The 15,454-nt window shown below is 69.1% G+C and carries 13 protein-coding genes and 2 pseudogenes; 7 read left to right on the top strand and 8 right to left on the bottom strand.

The window, feature by feature from the left end; translation table 11 throughout:
• Nucleotides 1-5: 5 nt before the first annotated feature.
• From AB0D34_RS11780 to aspA, 4 genes are all read right to left on the bottom strand, one after another.
• Entirely contained in the window at nucleotides 6-731 is a 726-nt protein-coding gene (locus AB0D34_RS11780) for an aspartate/glutamate racemase family protein (RefSeq protein ID WP_362660184.1), read from the bottom strand.
• A 99-nt stretch (nucleotides 732-830) separates the two neighbouring features.
• Complete coding sequence (locus tag AB0D34_RS11775) at nucleotides 831-1,694, bottom strand: class II fructose-bisphosphate aldolase (protein WP_362660181.1); 864 nt, start codon at nucleotides 1,692-1,694, stop codon at nucleotides 831-833.
• Entirely contained in the window at nucleotides 1,694-3,127 is a 1,434-nt protein-coding gene (locus tag AB0D34_RS11770; protein WP_362660178.1) for a four-carbon acid sugar kinase family protein, read from the bottom strand. The genes AB0D34_RS11775 and AB0D34_RS11770 overlap by 1 nt, the downstream gene beginning before the upstream one ends.
• Nucleotides 3,128-3,192: 65 nt before the next feature.
• Complete coding sequence (gene aspA / locus AB0D34_RS11765; RefSeq protein WP_362660176.1) at nucleotides 3,193-4,605, bottom strand: aspartate ammonia-lyase; 1,413 nt, start codon at nucleotides 4,603-4,605, stop codon at nucleotides 3,193-3,195.
• Nucleotides 4,606-6,581: 1,976 nt separating this feature from the next.
• Here aspA and AB0D34_RS11760 point away from each other — a divergent pair.
• Nucleotides 6,582-6,912: pseudogene (locus tag AB0D34_RS11760) on the top strand (IS5/IS1182 family transposase); the annotation flags it as partial.
• Nucleotides 6,913-6,942: 30 nt separating this feature from the next.
• Here the strand turns inward: AB0D34_RS11760 and AB0D34_RS11755 are convergent.
• On the bottom strand, nucleotides 6,943-7,149 hold the full coding sequence (locus AB0D34_RS11755; protein ID WP_362660173.1) for a hypothetical protein: 207 nt from the start codon (nucleotides 7,147-7,149) through the stop codon (nucleotides 6,943-6,945).
• Here AB0D34_RS11755 and AB0D34_RS11750 point away from each other — a divergent pair.
• The 6 genes from AB0D34_RS11750 (at nucleotide 7,128) to AB0D34_RS11725 (ending at nucleotide 12,744) form a co-directional block, all read left to right on the top strand.
• A complete protein-coding gene (locus tag AB0D34_RS11750; RefSeq protein ID WP_362660170.1) occupies nucleotides 7,128-7,430 on the top strand; it encodes an Lrp/AsnC ligand binding domain-containing protein in 303 nt (100 codons plus the stop codon). The genes AB0D34_RS11755 and AB0D34_RS11750 overlap by 22 nt on opposite strands.
• A 431-nt stretch (nucleotides 7,431-7,861) precedes the next feature.
• The gene (locus tag AB0D34_RS11745) at nucleotides 7,862-8,137 is read left to right on the top strand and encodes an ANTAR domain-containing protein (protein ID WP_362660168.1); all 276 of its coding nucleotides are present in this window, start codon (nucleotides 7,862-7,864) and stop codon (nucleotides 8,135-8,137) included.
• 772 nt (nucleotides 8,138-8,909) lie between these two features.
• Nucleotides 8,910-9,659 carry an SDR family NAD(P)-dependent oxidoreductase gene (locus AB0D34_RS11740; RefSeq protein WP_362660165.1) on the top strand — a complete coding sequence of 250 codons (750 nt, stop codon included), beginning with the start codon at nucleotides 8,910-8,912 and terminating at the stop codon, nucleotides 9,657-9,659.
• A gap of 465 nt (nucleotides 9,660-10,124) precedes the next feature.
• On the top strand, nucleotides 10,125-10,964 hold the full coding sequence (locus AB0D34_RS11735) for a helix-turn-helix transcriptional regulator (RefSeq protein WP_362660163.1): 840 nt from the start codon (nucleotides 10,125-10,127) through the stop codon (nucleotides 10,962-10,964).
• A 319-nt stretch (nucleotides 10,965-11,283) separates the two neighbouring features.
• On the top strand, nucleotides 11,284-11,772 hold the full coding sequence (locus AB0D34_RS11730; protein WP_362660160.1) for a hypothetical protein: 489 nt from the start codon (nucleotides 11,284-11,286) through the stop codon (nucleotides 11,770-11,772).
• Between the two features lie 273 nt (nucleotides 11,773-12,045).
• Nucleotides 12,046-12,744, top strand: a complete 699-nt coding sequence (locus tag AB0D34_RS11725) for a nitroreductase (RefSeq protein WP_362660157.1) — start codon at nucleotides 12,046-12,048, stop codon at nucleotides 12,742-12,744.
• Nucleotides 12,745-13,249: 505 nt separating this feature from the next.
• Here AB0D34_RS11725 and AB0D34_RS11720 read toward each other — a convergent pair.
• The 3 genes and pseudogenes from AB0D34_RS11720 to AB0D34_RS11710 form a co-directional block, all read right to left on the bottom strand.
• Nucleotides 13,250-13,938 (bottom strand): annotated as a pseudogene (locus AB0D34_RS11720) (SDR family NAD(P)-dependent oxidoreductase); the annotation flags it as partial.
• 24 nt (nucleotides 13,939-13,962) lie between these two features.
• A complete protein-coding gene (locus tag AB0D34_RS11715) occupies nucleotides 13,963-14,991 on the bottom strand; it encodes an aldo/keto reductase (protein WP_362660154.1) in 1,029 nt (342 codons plus the stop codon).
• 160 nt (nucleotides 14,992-15,151) lie between these two features.
• Nucleotides 15,152-15,454 (bottom strand): TetR/AcrR family transcriptional regulator C-terminal domain-containing protein (locus AB0D34_RS11710; RefSeq protein ID WP_362660151.1); only part of this gene is annotated, 303 nt, incomplete at its 5' end.

Here is a 15,454-nt window from a genome sequence, read left to right as displayed (position 1 = left end):
CCCTGTCATTCCATGGTCTCGAAGGCCCTTGCCGTGGCACGGACAGGTTCAGCCGCCTGCGCGTTCAGCACACGCACCGTGTCCTCCGCTCCGCTGCGCGGGCTGGAGAGCACGGGCTTGCCGACGGCTTCGGCGGTCGCGGGAGCCAGCCGTGCCATGGACGCCTGTGCCAGCACGATCACGTCGACCTCGGTGGCCAGCGCCCGTGCCCCGTGCAGCACCATCGCGTCGTGGTGGTCGCGGTCACCGGACATCAGCACCGAGAAGGCGCCCTCGCAGAGCCGCTCCCGGACGGTGACATCGCGACCGGCCGCCCGGGCCTTCTCCTCGACGAGGGAACGGGTCGGCGGCAGCGTCGTGGGGACCGTGGCCAGGACGCCGACGGCGTCAGCGGTCTCGACCGCTGACGCGGTCATCGCATCGTCGATCTTGACGATCGGGACGGAGACCAGACGCCGGGCCACGTCGATGGCCGGACCGACCGAGGAGCAGGCGGAGAAGATGACGTCGGCGCCCGCGGCCTCCGCCGCCTGGGCCAGGTGCACCATGCGCTGGGTGCTGGCAGGTGAGACCTCACCGTCGCGCACCACGGCTGCGAGCACGTCGCTGTCGACGAAGTGCAGGACGTGGGCGTCCGGCGCGAGTTCCGCGAGGTGTTCGTTGATGACCGAATTGGGGTTGATGAACAGCAGGCTGGTGTGCAGCACGGCGATCGAGGCAGTGGTGGACATGGTGTCTCCAACAGGGTGAGGTATCGGGCCGCGTGCCGGTGAGGGCACGAGAGCACGAGACGAAGTGGTGCGGTCCAGGTCGGCGGGGCTGAGTTCAGGTCAGGCGTTTTGCCCTTCGGCGTGGGGGCTCAGGCGGCCGATGACATCCAGGGCTGCGTCCCGGACCGCGTCGCGGCCCGCCGCCCACAGGGAGACGACGTCGGAGCCGGGCAACGCGGACGGGAGGGTCACGTGGGTGGCCTCCAGATAGGCGCGGCGCAGCTCGGCGTTGACGTTGACCTTGGCGACGCCTCGGGCGAGAGCGCCGTGCAGCTCCTCGACGGGCAGACCGCTGGCGCCGTGCAGGACGAGAGGGACGTTTACGGCCTCGTGGATCGCGGCCAGCCGCTCCAGGTCCAGGCGGACCGGGTGCTTGGTGAAGCCGTGGACGTTGCCGACGGCGACGGCGAGCGCGTCCACGCCCGTCGCGGCCACGAATTCGGCCGCCTGCTGTGGATCGGTCATCGCCGCGGCCTGCGCGACGGCGTCGGTGGAGACGTCCTCGTCGCCCGGCAGGGCACCGAGCTCGGCCTCCACCCAGGCACCGTGGGCACGAGCCCGCCGGACCGCCTCCTGCGTCAACGCGATGTTCTCGGCGAACGGCAGATGGGAGCCGTCGACCATGACAGAGGTGTAGCCCGCCTCCAGGCAGTCGGTGATCTCCTCCAGGTCCCGGCTGTGATCGAGGTGCACACCGAGGCGGGCGGCGGAGTGTCCGGCCGCGTGCAGCGCCAGCCGCATCAGGGCCTCGCGCCCGGCGTGCTTGAAGGGACTGGAGCCCGCCTGGATGACGACCGGCCGTCCGGCGGCCTCAGCGGCGGCCGTGATGCCCTGGACCGTCTCCAGGTTGTAGGCGACGAAGCCAGGCAGGGCGTGACCGGCGGCCACCGCCTCCTTGAGGGCATCGGTTCCGTGCAGCAGCATCAGGCACTCCTGAGCAGGTCGAGGGCGTCGGCCAGGGCGTCGGCGCCCCCGACGTTCCCGGCGAAGACGATGTAGGGGATGCCCGCGGCCGGGCCGTCCGCGGGCTCCCAGAGCGAGACGATGCCCGGCAGTAGGGTGCCCCGGGCCCAGGCACGGCGGATCTCAAGGCCGTGGGTGGCGGTGTCGCTGGAGGTGATCCCGCCTTTGGCGACGACGAAGGCGGGCCGCCCGGTGGCGTTGACCTGCCGTACGGCCTCGACGAGCGCGGCGGAGACCCGGCGCGAGATCGCGAGACTGTCGTCCGCGTCGTCACCCGTCACCAGCACGCGAGAGGTACGGATCACGGCGTCCGCCGAGTCCAGAGCGCCGGCGGCCGCGGCCGCGACCTCGGCGATGTGGGCGTCACGCCGCTCCTCGTCGAGCAGCAGGGCCACATCCAGCACGTACTCGGCGATCCCGCCTCGCTCCCTCAGCCGGTCCAACTGCCGTGTGGTCAGCGCGACATGAGACCCCACGACGATGAGACCGTGCGGTGCGTCCCCGCGCAGCGGATGCAGTTCGGCTGGGGTGAGCGGTGCCTGCGCAGCCTGTCCGGCGCGGGCCCTGACGAAGGACGGCCCGACCCGGTACAGCAGTCGCGTGCCGTTCTCCTCCGCCTGTGCGAGGGCCAGGGCCAGCACCCGCAGATCGTCGTCGCACACCGCGTCGACCACGGCAGTGCGCCCGCCGCGCAGCGAGGACAGCAGCCGCGCCGTGTGCGCCGGGCCGCCGCCGCGCAGGTCGTCGAGGGTGACGCGCAGAACCTCGTCCGCGGGGATGCGTCCGCCCGTCTTCTCCTCGACCCACTCGGGCAGCGACGAGCTGCGGTAGCCGAAGGTGGTGTCGCGGGCGAACTCGCTCTCGCCGACCGGGAGCAGGCCGTCGGCGGTGCGCATCCAGTGGTGGGAGTTTACGGTCAAGCGGCCTGCCTCAATGTAGGCGGGGACCAGCACGACCCCGTCGACCGTGCCGAGTTCCTCGGTCAGGACGTCGGTCTCCAGCGGGAAGTGGCCGCGAAGCGTGGAGTCCCCGCGGCTGGCCAGCACATAGCCGGTGCCCTCGGCCGCCGACGCCGTGCGCAGGGCGCGCACCACCTCGCGGTTGCGGGCGGCGGCGTCCTCGGGGGACAGGCTGCGGGTGTTGGTGAGGACGAAGAAGACGGTGCTGTCCTGGCGCAGCGCCCAACGCAGATCGTCCACCGTCCAGGACGTCAGGACGGGCACGTCGGTGACCGTCTGGGTGCCGGTCGGATCGTCGTCGAGGACGACGAGACGGGGGCCGCCGGATATGCGGGCGGCCACTTCCGCGGCGCTCACCTCGTGGACTGGAGGCAGCCCTTCCAGCACCGCTGCCTCGGGGACGGGCCCGGTCTGGGCATGACGGGGTAGAGACATGGCGAATTCCTGGTCTGTTACGAGTGGTTGAGGGGGAACGTCAGTCGAGGTCGCGCCTGATCACGTCACACCAGGGCTTGACCGGGCCCCGCGATGGTCTCGGGACGGAGCAGCTGGGCGAGGGTGTCGGCGGGGAGGAGGCCCTTGTCCAGTACGAGTTCGGCGACGCCGCGTCCAGTGGCGAGGGCCTCCTTGGCGATGCCGGTGGCCGCCTCGTAGCCGATGTACGGGTTGAGGGCGGTGACCAGGCCGATGGAGTTCTCCACCGCCGCCCGTAGCACCTCGGTGTTGGCCGTGATCCCTGCGACGCACCGCTCGGTCAGGGTCAGGCACGCGCGCTGAAGGTGCGTGATGCTCTTTGAGAGGGAGTGCAGGATGACCGGCTCGAAGGCGTTCAGCTGGAGCTGCCCGGCCTCGGCGGCCATGGTGATCGTGACGTCGTTGCCGATCACCTCGAAGGCGACCTGGTTGACGACCTCGGGGATCACCGGGTTGACCTTGCCGGGCATGATGCTGGATCCGGCCTGCACCGGCGGCAGGTTGACCTCGTTCAGACCCGCGCGCGGCCCGGACGACAAAAGACGCAGGTCGTTGCAGCTCTTGGAGAGCTTGACCGCGATCCGCTTGAGCACACCGGACATCTGCACGAACGCTCCGCAGTCCTGGGTCGCCTCCACCAGGTTGACCGCGGTCACCAGTGAAAGCCCGGTGATCTGCGACAAGTGGCGCCGCACCGACTCGGCGTACCCGGCAGGCGAATTGAGGCCGGTGCCGATCGCCGTGGCGCCCAGGTTGATCTCGTGGATCAGCTCCACCGCCTCCGCCAGTCGGCTGCGGTCCTCCTCCAGCATGACCGCGTACGCCGAGAACTCCTGCCCCAGTGTCATCGGCACCGCGTCCTGCAACTGGGTGCGACCCATCTTCAGCACGTCACGGAACTCCACCGCCTTGGCCGCGAACGCGTCCTGAAGCACCGCCATCGCCTTCAGCAGCCCGCGTACCGCGTACACCGTCGCGATCTTGACGGCGGTCGGATAGACGTCGTTGGTGGACTGACCGAGGTTGACGTCCTCATTCGGGTGCAGGAATCCGTACTCCCCCCTGGCGTGGCCCAGCAGCTCCAGCGCCCGGTTGGCGATCACCTCGTTGGCGTTCATGTTGGTCGAGGTGCCGGCTCCGCCCTGGATGACGTCGACGACGAACTGGTCGTGCAGCTTGCCGTCACGGATCTCCCGGCACGCCTCCACGATGGCAGCGGCCTTCCTCGGCTCCAGCAGGCCGAGTTCCTCGTTCGCCCGGGCGGCGGCCTCCTTCACGGCGGCCAGAGCGTCGATCAGATGCGGGTAGGCGGCGATCGGTGTCCCCGTGATGGGGAAGTTCTCCCTGGCGCGCAGGGTGTGGACGCCCCAGTACGCCTCGGCGGGTACGTCGCGGGGGCCGAGCAGGTCGTGCTCGCTGCGGTGAGCTACGGCGGTCATGGCAGGCCGGGCCTTCTCTCGGAGCATGTTCAGGCGGGCGTGTTCGTGGGGTGTGCCAAGGGGGCGCGTGAGCCGACACGCCAGGGCGGTGGGGACTTCCCACGATCACGCGGCGGAAATCTGCGCCGTGTCACCGCCGTGGGTATCGGCTCAGAACGACTTCTCCTTCGCCTTGCATTAGGCGCGGCCGAAGGGCAGGAAGCGGGCGGGCGGCAGGACCTCGGTCCCGGGTCCCGATGCCGTCACCGGAGATGAGGGTCGTGCGGTGGTTCTGGGTTCGTCATAGGGCCGATTGCAGCAGCGGGCCGGGCAGCGCGTCCAAGACGCAATGCCGATGTGCCTTATAAGGTCGCCCTATAAGGCGGCTTTACTGCGGTTCCGTCAGCTCCGTCCAGGAAATACATCGCCGCCGAGGACATTGGGCCGCGGCGGCTGATCTGCCGACGCCCGGCCAGCTCTTCGCGGTCCACCGTCCTGCCCGGAGGGGCAGACCCCGCACCCGACGCCGCGAGCGTGGTCCGGCGAAACCGGTGACGACCACGTACTGCTTCACCTGCACGGCGATCTTGAGACGGCTGCCCTTCCCCGGCCAGTACTTCGACCCGGAAACCGGCCTTTCTGGGGCTCGCCCCAGGCTGCGAGGAAACCGTCGTGCATGTCTGCCGAGGCCGACGCCGACGCCGTCGATGCCGAGCCGGGACGGCGGACAGGTTGACGAAGGCGTGCACCTCCACGAGTGCCTCGTCACCGTGCGCGTGCCGAGGCAGGCATGCCGTTCGTCGGCGTGCCGCAGCGCTGCGACCGGATTGCGATAGCGAAGTGGCCGTCGGGATCCTCGGTCGGAGGGGCAGAGGCATCGTATGGGTGGAGGAGGTGGGGCCGACGCGCACCGGGTGGGACGGGATCGTGATGCCTCCTCCCCTGTGGCGGGTTAGGTGCCTGCCGCATCCCTCTGTGTCTGTGCCCCTGCCTTTCCGTACGCCCCCTGAATAGTGCCTGCCAATCAGGGTGGCGTCCCGCCAGGTGGTGTAGCGGATCAAGGCGCCGGAATCCGCAGGTCATCGCCGCATCGGTGCGGTTCGGGGCCGCGCATGGCGCTGACGGCAGGTCAGCCGCTGCGCGACCCGGGAGCCATGTCCCATGGCGTGGCCGACGCGCGGTTACCGGAACTCGTCGAGCAAGGTCGCTTAAACCACGAAGTGGGACACGACCCCAATCAGCGGGTTTCTTCCGTCGGCCTGCCGATTCCGAAGGGAATGTGGGCGGGGCGCCCGCGTTTCGCGCCGCCACGGGCGGCTCGGTTGCTCCCAGTGGGCTGTGGCCATAGTTGTGGTCGTGGTCCTCGTGTCTCTGACGCAAGTCTGCGGCGGTGACGCACGTATGACGCACGGAGTCATTCACGGGATCTGGACCGGGCGGGAAAACCGCCTCTGACCTGTGCGTTCTCTGGAGTGGCCCAGGCCGCACATGTTCCCGATGACTCATCATGTGGAGTGCGTGGCGATTTTGGAGCCTGCTTCGAAACGGCTCTGACCTGCGGCTTCTGCTGGATGACCCAGGCGTGGCGGGTACGCGCGATCTCTTTCCCAAAGTCCATCGCGTGGAGTGCGTCGCAGGCTCACGCCACATGCCTCACCTGCTGCTTCGAACAGCGGGGTGCGTGCGATGAGCGCTCTGCCCCGCCTTCGTGAGGGGCGGTGCATGTCTTGACGCTCGTTTGACGCTGCTTCTGATGGGGCGTCACGGCGCTCGTTCGATTGGCCATCAAGTCCGCGAAGGTCCTGTTCGGCGTTCGCGGTGTCGGTCTCGGCGGTTTCCGACGTGCGGATGAGGCGCAGGGCCAGTAGGACCAAGCGGTCAGAAGATGTCCCGAGGCCGGTGACTAGCGTGTCTCCTTGGACCTGCTCATCGGTTGATCGGATGTATCTGTCCGGTGGGTGATCACTGATGCGATGTAGGACCGGAGCGAGCCGCTGATGCCGACCGATCCGGTCCGTGGTCGGCGATGGGCCGACCCTCGTCGAACCCTGGAGGCCATCGCGTGGCAGTACCGCACCGGCTCGCCTTGCCGTCCACAGCCCACCTGAGCAGCCGTTTGTGAGCGGTCTGGAATGGTCGCTGCGCTCCTGGCAGTGGCCGATGGTGACATCGGTTGGACCGTGTCGGTGGACTCCACCGTCTGCCGGTCTCACCAGCACGCCGCCGGAGCCAGGAAAAGGGGCGCCATTTCGGGCTGGGCCCGATGACCACGCGCTCGGACGTTCCCGCGGCGGCCTGAGTGCGAAGATCCATCTCGTCAGCGACAGCCATGATCACGACGGCGCCGGCCGCCGCGTGTCACGTCACGCGAATGCCCTCGCGGTCTTCGAGGGCGCTGATGGCGGTGGCGGTGAGGCCGTGGGTGATGTGGCCTCGCATCAGCTGGGCGGCTTCGGCGGCGCGGCCGTCCACGATCAGGGAGACGAGTTGGTGGTGTTCCTGGAGGTCCCTGGTGCGGGGTTCGTCGCCGGGCGGGAGTTCGAGTGCAGCACGACCGCGAGTCACTCGGACACGGCATCAGCGCGATGCTCTGGCTCAGCGTCGCCCCCTCCGCACTCGATGCCGCCGGACGGAAACTGGCAGAACACCACGAGGTTCGCTTCGCCGGCGCCACCACCGGCCAGGCCAACCTCGTCGCCACCGTCGCCACCGTCGCCAGCCCGAGCACGGGCGAGCTCTACACATACCTGAGCGAGAAGATCGGCGGCATCGACGGCGTGCAAGCCGTGGAAACCGCCCTGACCTTGCGGCATGTCAAGCAACTCACCTACGAGCCGAGCCCATGACCGCCGAACGGCCACCAGGCGAATGAGATCGCACATCGCCCCGTGCGTACGGACCGACGGAGCGACCGTGGTGGGGTGGTGCTGCACTGTCGACCAACCCGCTCGTCGCCTCTGTGTCTCGCCGCCTCGCGGTGCAGGGCATGCAGCCCGGCAGCCCTACGACAGCTCCCTCAGCCTGCCGTTCAACCTCGGCGAGCGGGTCGGCTGTGTGTGCGGAGGACCGCGACTGATCACCCCCACCACCAGGCAAACAGGGTGCACAGAACCGGCGTTCCGGGGTAGAAGTCGGACTGTCGTCCTTGCAGTTCCGCTCCGGCATCAGCGACCCGAGCGGAGAACCCGAGGTCTGGGATGTGATCACGATGGACAAACCGCTGAACGGCACACCCGTGCGGACCACAGTGCACACGGTCCCGGGACGAGAAAGCCTCTTGACCAAGATCAGCGATCTGCAGGAGGAGATCGGCCAGCTGCAGGAGGCCATCGTCTCCCACGCCGTCATCGACCAGGGGATCGGCGTGGTCATTACCCTCGGCACCCTCCGGCCCGACCAGGGCTTCGAAGTCCTCCGCGAGGTCTCACAGCACACCAACATCAGACTGCGGCAGATCTCCGAACACCTGGTCGACTGGGTCCACAGCGAACAACTGCCCGACGAGATCCGCACCGCTCTGGACGAGGCACTCGCAACCGCGCGGTCCAACTGAAGGCACAGTTCTGCCGTCCGCTGTCTCAGCCGGACGGCAGAGCGGGCGGACGAATTGAACGCTGGCTCACTGCCGAACCGGCACGCGACGCGACCTCCGCCCACCGTGTCCCCGAGCGCATCCAGCCGAAACGCACCACGCCCAGGCCCCCCGTCACCGCTTGTCGAGCGGAGGTCAGAACGAGGCACTTATCGGCGACCCGACGGTACTCATGCCCGCATGCCGTGCAGCGAGGTCCACAACGGCAGCCACGGTGCCGACCGTCGTCCGGGCCGCCACCATCGGGCTGGAGGGAAAACCGCAGGACCGTCCGCAGTTGCCGCCCCCCTGGGTTGACCCCGGCTGTTTCAGCGGTACGGGTGAGCTGACGTCCTGACGGCGGAAAGCGCCGCTGACCTGCAAGGTGCCTCTGTCGAGTGCGTATCCGGTACAGGGACAGGAAAGCTTCCGGTGGTCAGGCGTACCAGGTCGGGCCACGGGCTGTCGGTGGCGCTCGCGGAAGCTGGAGCTGCCGGGTCCAGCGCGGATGCTGCGGTCCAATGACGGATCCGCCAGTACCACCACGCAGACTGTGGTCCCGGCCACCAAGGTCTCCTGCCAGCCGCTCGCTGCGCCCGGTCTGGAGGCGCTGACCAACTGTGGCGTCTTCTACGGCTCAGCCAGGGACCGCCGATCCATGGATGAACCTTCCTCTCCCGCCCCTGCGCGGGCGCCCCTACGGTCGAGGCTGCGGGCGCTCACCGGCCCGCCGTACCGAAGGAGCACGACCCCCATGAAGATGACCGGCAACACGATCCTGATCACCGGCGGAACCTCGGGCATCGGCCTCGGCCTGGCCCTGCGCCTGCACGAGGCCGGCAACAAGGTGGTCGTCGCCGGCCGGCGCAAGGAACTCCTCGACAACATCACGGCCGAGCACCCGGGCATCGACGGGCTCGTCCTCGACGTCGCGGACCCCGACTCGATCGCCCGGGCCCGTGAGACGGTGGCGGCGAGCCACCCGGGGCTGAACGTCCTGGTCAACAACGCGGGCATCATGCTCCGGGAGAACCTCCTCGACCCGGCCGAACTCACGATCGCCGAGGATCACGTCGCGACCAATCTGCTCGGCACTATCCGGATGACGTACGCCTTCCTGCCCCTGATCGCGGGTAAGGACGACGCGGTCGTCATGAACGTCACCTCCGCGCTGGCGTTCGTACCGTACCCGAGCACCCCGACCTACAGCGCGACCAAGGCCGCGCTGCACTCCTTCTCCGAGAGCCTGCGCATCCAGCTCGCCGGTGCTGACGCCGGCGTCCAGGTGATCGAGGTCGCCCCGCCGGGCGTGCGCACGACCCTGCTGGGTCAGGAGGACAACGAGCACGCCATGCCGTTGGACGACTTCCTCACCCAGGCCCTCGACCTGCTTCGCGAGAAGCCCGACGCGAAGGAGATTGTCGTGGAGGGTGCCAGGTTCATCCGCGACGCGCAGGCCAACGGCTCCTACGACAACGTACTCGCCATGATCAGCAGCAGCTGACCGACCTGTAGGGACCGACGCGGGACAACAGCGCACGCAGGTTCTGTCAGGTCTCGTCTTGGACGGACGCGAATGGGCCGCCTCGCCTCGGTCGTCGCACGGGAGTCACGACCGGTTCGGTCCTGAGCACGGACGGGCGCCCATGAGTGCATGGCCGCACCGGCGCAGATCGTCGTCTCGGCCAGGCTGGGCTGACGAGACCCGGGGGCGCTCCCGGAGCGGCGGGCGTCGCCGGCGGGGGACCGCCGCAGGCCGTCGTCCCTACCCGCGGCCGACGGCACACCGCCGACGGTCAGCGGATTTCCCACCGGGTCATGCAGGTCAAGGGGCCACTGGATCGCCCCCCGCGAGCGCCCCTCGGCGTCGGCCTCACCCATGAGCGGCTTCGCGCGTGTGGGAGAGGAGTGCTCAGCCATGGATCGGCGGTCTCTGGATAGCCGGCCGGGATACGGCGAGGATGGGGGCATGGACAAGAAGGAACTGGCGGAATTCCTGCGTTACCGGCGTGAGACGCTGCGACCCCGCGACGTCGGGTTGGTCGAAGGGCCGCGCAGGCGTACGCAGGGGCTGCGACGCGAGGAGGTCGCGCAGCTCGCCGGAATGTCCACCGACTACTACGCCCGGCTGGAACAGCAGCGTGCTCCGCAGCCCTCCATCCAGATCACCGCGGCTCTCGCCCGGGCGCTGCGGCTGTCCCTGGACGAGCGAGACCATCTCTTCGTCCTCATCGGCCACAACGCCCCGGCCCGCTTCCACCGCTCCGAACATGTCAGCCCGCCGCTGATGCGGGTCCTGGACCGCCTGGACGACTCCCCGGCCATGGTGCAGACCGATCTGTTCGACACTCTCGCGATGAACCCCTTGGCCGTGGCGCTGCTCGGCGACCAGACCCGCCACACCGGTCTGGGCCGCAGCGGCTACTACCGCTGGTTCATGGACCCGGCCGAACGGCTGATGGTTCCCGAGGAGAGCCACGAACGCCACGGCCGTGCCCAGGCGGCTCGCTTGCGGGCCGCGCTGACAGCCGGCAGCGACACCTCCCGAGCCGCCCGGATCCTCGCCGAACTCCAGGAACACAGCCCCGAGTTCGTCCGCATGTGGGAACTTCAAGAGGTCGCCCAACGCTACGACGACTGCAAGACCGTCCTTCATCCCGAACTCGGCCGCATCGACGTCGACGCCCAGGTCCTGTTCACCGAGAACCGCGCCCAGACCCTGGTGGTGCTGACCACCCGCCCGGGCACGGAGAGCCACAGCAAACTCGGACTGCTCTCCGTCATAGGGCACCGGCAGCTCACCCCCTGACATCCTGGGACGGGCGACGGATCAAGGCTCGGCACAGGATGGGGCCGGAGAAGGCACCTTGCAGTGGTGCAGGCTGGACCGGATGACCCTGCTGCACGGTCCTGCCTATACGGCGTCCATCCCTACGGGCGTCCCCGGGGCGACCCGCGGCCACCCCATCAGGAGGGGTGGTGATGCGGGCGGTTGACGGTCCAGGACGCCGGAAGTTCTCTGGACCGGGGCACCCGCTTCCGTACGCCTTCTGCTCTGCGCGCTGCGGCCGGACAGGCAAGCCCGCCGTGCTGTCCGGGCTCCGCGGGCGGGCCGTCGATTTGACCGGATGCCGCCTCCGTTTTACACCGCGAACTACTATCCGCACCTCAATGGGCAGATCGAGGCCGTGGACAACGGCGCGGTGGAGAGCGTGTGGAACGCCGAGCAACTGGGGCGCCCGGTGGTCAAGGCGTGGAACGCCGCCCTGGCCGAGACCCAGCGGACCCGGGGCGTTCTGGCCGGAACGCCCGGCCGGCTCGCCATCCCCGTTGCCGGCGACTCCGAGGAGGCGCGGCGTGTGGCCATGCAGCTCGTGGACGACACCGGCTTCGACCCCTACGACGCGGGAACGCTGGCCGACTCCTGGCGTCAGCAGCCGAACAGCCCCGCCTACTGCACCGAGTTGACCCTCGACGAGCTGCCGACGGCCCTGGCCGCGGCCGACCGCGCCAAGGACGCGGCCATCCGCGACAGCTTGCCGGAACGCCTCGCCACCCTCCCGGCCACGGCCACCCTGGAGGACGTCGTCGAGATGAACCGCGCCGCCCACCGCTGAGTCACCCGAAAGGGCTCTCGCCTCTTCGGCGGGTGCACGCAACGGCACGAGGGCGGCAGCGCCTGCACGCCGCCGACACCAAAGACGAACACGAAGAGCGCGCAGTCTCCCAAGCTGCGGCCTACAGCTCCGCGCGCCGCTGCCTGCGAGGATCCGCAAGCCTGCCGGCACTGCATCCGGCCCTTACGCCGACTGCCTCCTTGCGCGGCCTGCCGTAAAGCGCTGCGCGGCGGCCGCCGTGGCAGCGACTGCGCACCATGGAGAGGATCCACCTTGCCCGGCACCGCATCCCCCTTCACCGACATCGCACGCTCCCGGCGCTCCCCCCGGCGGTTCCTGCCCACCGCCCTGTCCCCTTCGGACATCCGCGGCGTGCTGGAAGACGCACAGACGGCCCCCTCGAACAGCAACACCCAGCCGTGGACGGTCCACGTCGTCTCGGGTGCGGCGCGGGACGCCCTGGGCACAGAGCTGCTCCGGGCAGAGGAGGAGGGACGGACCTCCCCGGATTTCACCGATGGCTACGGCGAGGGCGTCTACCTCGAGCGGTCGAAAGCCCTGGGCGCGAGTGTCTACCGGGCCCGGGGCGTCGAGCGCTCGGACCGGCGCGGCAGGAGGGCGGCGGTCCGCGAGAACCTGCAGGTCTACGGCGCCCCCCATGCCGCCTTCCTGTTCATGCCGGCGCTCGGCGACGGGGTCCGGACGGCCGGCGACATCGGCATGTACGCGCAGAACTTCCTGCTCTCCCTGGCGGCCCGGGGGCTGGCCGGCATCCCGCAGACCGTGCTCGGCGTCTACGTCGACACCGTCCGCGAGTTCCTGGGGGTCCCCTCGGAGCTCAAGCTGCTGTTCGGCATCTCCTTCGGCATGGCCGACCCGGCGGCACCGGTGAACACGCTCCGCACGGAGCGGGTTCCGCCGCAGCGGAGCGTGGTCCTGCATGAGACCCCGGGAGTCCTCGACAGGCCGTAGTCCCTTAGGAGTCCTTTTATGCCCGCCCGGGTCGCGCGGCCTGGCACCGCTCGGCTTCGCTCGCGCGGGAGGGGCCCCCGCCACCGCGTTGCCGAAACGCCCACGTGGACTCCGCCACGAGGGCGCTCCGGCGCCTTGCGATGCACGGCACCAGACCACGCGACCTCATCGGGCGCTCATAGGGAAAGGACCCCTTGGCCCGAGCGGTGCGTAGGCGACGAAGCCGACGCCCAGTTCGTCGAGGACCGGGAAGAGCTGTTCGACGTCCCGCTGAGAAGACGCTTTCAGGCGGCCTCTAGCCGGGGAGGGTTTGGGGAGCACTCTTATCGGGCGGCTTCTGCCATGCGAGTTGCAACTATGCATTGGCTCCACCGTCCTTCACCGCCATTGGTCAGCCGCGCGACATCGCAGCGATGGCGGTGTTCCTCGCTTCTCCCGATGCCCGGTACATCACTGGTGCCGAGTTCCTGGTCTGGTCCGGGACAACGCCCGGGAACCCGGCCGCCTTCGCGGCCGGGGTCGCGACAATGCCTGGCACAATGACGTTCACTCGGATGTTGTCGTCCGCGAGCTCAACGGCTGCCGTGCGGGTGAGTCTGCGAATGGCCCATTTGCTGGCGCCGTATGCCGACAGGCCCGGTGCCGGTCCCATGCCTGCGGTTGAGGAGGTGTTGATGATCGCCCCTCCACCGTTCCGCTTCATTCCGGGCGCACGGCCTGGCTGCCGAGTAGGTGGCCTACGAGGTTGATGTCAAAGATGCGCCGCCAGCCCTCGACGTCCTGCTCGGTCAACGGCGCGCCACGGAAGATGCCGGCGTTGTTCACGAGGACCGTGACCACTCCCCAACGGTCCTCGACCACTGCCAGGGCCGCCGTCCATTCGGCCTTGTCTGTGACGTCCAGGCGAATGGCCAGCGCCCTCTCTTCGAGTTCCTTCGCGACGGCGGTAGCCGCCGGCAGGTCGATGTCGGGAATCGCAGTGGGGTAGCGGCTTCCTGCCGAGCGGTGGGGAAGGATCTCGGTGATGCGGGCCGGATCGGCGGCGGAGAGCTGGACGTCGACGGTCCCGGCGTTCTCCTCAAGGCGCTTGGTGCTGCGGGTGCCGGGAATGGGTGCGACGTCCTCGCCCTGGGCGAGCAGCCAGGCCGGCGCGAGCTGGGCGGGGGTGGTGATGCCCTTGGTGCCGGCCGGACTCCTTACTCGCTCGCGGGCTGGTGGTCAGGCGGCGGCTCGCTCGCCGGCGGGCCGACGGCGCAGGGCCGGGTGCTGGAGGGCCGGAGGGAGATAGGCGGACTGGTCGGGTGAGCCGACGTTGGCGCCGGGTGGAACGATCTTGTCGATCCGGTCAAGGATGTCGTCGGTGAGCGTGACGTCGACGCCGGCGAGCAGGTCGTCGAGCTGCTCCATCGTGCGGGGCCCGATGATCGCGCTGGTCACACCGGGATGGGCGATCGCGAACGCCATGGCGAGGTGGGTCGTCGGCAGGCCCAGCTCTTCGGCGAGCGGGACGATCTGTTCGACGGCGTCGAGCCGACGCTCGTCCCTGAAGCTCGTGAAGATGGCAGCGCGGCGCAGGTCGGTCTGCTGACCCTTGCGGATCCGCCCGGTGAGCATCCCCTTCGCGAGCGGGCTCCAGACCAGGACGCCCATGCCGTAGCGCTGGGCGACGGGCAGGACCTCGGTCTCGATGCCACGGTTGAGAATCGAGTAGGTCGGTTGTTCGGTACGGAACCGTTCCAGGCCGCGCCGCTCTGCCACCCACTGGGCTTCGACGATGTCGGAGGCGGGCATCGTGGATGAGCCGATCGCGCGGACCTTACCGCTGTGGATCAGGTCCGAGAGCGCGGAAAGCGTCTCCTCGATGTCGGTGTCCGGGTCCGGCCGATGGATCTGATAGAGGTCTATGTGGTCGGTCTCCAGACGCCGCAGCGACTGCTCGACCGCGGTGATGATCCAGTGCCTCGAGTTGCCCCGTTGGTTGGGATCGTCACCCATCGGCATATGCAGCTTGGTCGCGAGGACGACGTTGTCGCGGCGTCCCTTGAGGGCCTTTCCGATGATCTGCTCCGACTCGCCGCGACTGTAGGCGTCGGCGGTGTCGACGAAGTTGATCCCGGCGTCCAGGGCCTTGTGGATGATGCGGATCGAGTCATCGTGGTCGCGGTTGCCGACGGCTCCGAACATCATGGCGCCGAGTGCGTAGGGACTGACCTTGATGCCGGTCCGGCCGAGGGTGCGGTACCGCATATGGGCTCTCCTGAGGTGTGGTCGAGGTCAAAGTGAGCACTCTGTCGGTGCCGTACTTTCGATCGACGCGGAACGTTTTCGGTCGAGTCACCCCTGCCTGCACCTGTCCCGGCACGGCGAAGTGTCGGGCTCCTGGCGGCGTGGACTGGTGGGCCGGGGTTCAGGATCCGGTGCTGTAGCGGGTGAGCATGAGGGCGACGGCTTCGTCGACGATCGCGGCGTCGGTGGGGTTGGGCGGGACGAAGTCGGTCCGTACGAGCTGGGGCCACAGGAACTGGCTGCAGATCATGCCGAGGAACTGTTCGGCCACCGCGGATGCCGACTGCGGCTGTCCGTCGGCCGAGCGGAAGTCGAGGGTGCCGGCCTGCGCTTCGGCGTCCAGGTAGTCGCGGAGCCGGTCGAAGAAGGGTCCGCGGTCGATGGCGAAGCCGGCGCCGACGATGTCGGCGAGCTCCGGCATCTG

Origin of the sequence: Streptomyces sp. NPDC048420 (assembly GCF_040651535.1) — a bacterium.
In the GTDB taxonomy this organism is placed as follows: Bacteria; Actinomycetota; Actinomycetes; order Streptomycetales; family Streptomycetaceae; genus Streptomyces.
Note: the sequence above shows the minus strand (reverse complement) of the source record. Positions and strands in the feature narration are given on the sequence as shown.

Coding starts and splice junctions, on each gene's coding strand:
- AB0D34_RS11780 (WP_362660184.1), bottom strand. CDS start 731: ATGTCCACCACTGCCTCGATCGCCGTGCTGCACACCAGCCTGCTGTTC.
- AB0D34_RS11775 (WP_362660181.1), bottom strand. CDS start 1,694: ATGCTGCTGCACGGAACCGATGCCCTCAAGGAGGCGGTGGCCGCCGGT.
- AB0D34_RS11770 (WP_362660178.1), bottom strand. CDS start 3,127: ATGTCTCTACCCCGTCATGCCCAGACCGGGCCCGTCCCCGAGGCAGCG.
- aspA (WP_362660176.1), bottom strand. CDS start 4,605: ATGACCGCCGTAGCTCACCGCAGCGAGCACGACCTGCTCGGCCCCCGC.
- AB0D34_RS11740 (WP_362660165.1), top strand. CDS start 8,910: ATGAAGATGACCGGCAACACGATCCTGATCACCGGCGGAACCTCGGGC.
- AB0D34_RS11735 (WP_362660163.1), top strand. CDS start 10,125: ATGGACAAGAAGGAACTGGCGGAATTCCTGCGTTACCGGCGTGAGACG.
- AB0D34_RS11730 (WP_362660160.1), top strand. CDS start 11,284: ATGCCGCCTCCGTTTTACACCGCGAACTACTATCCGCACCTCAATGGG.
- AB0D34_RS11715 (WP_362660154.1), bottom strand. CDS start 14,991: ATGCGGTACCGCACCCTCGGCCGGACCGGCATCAAGGTCAGTCCCTAC.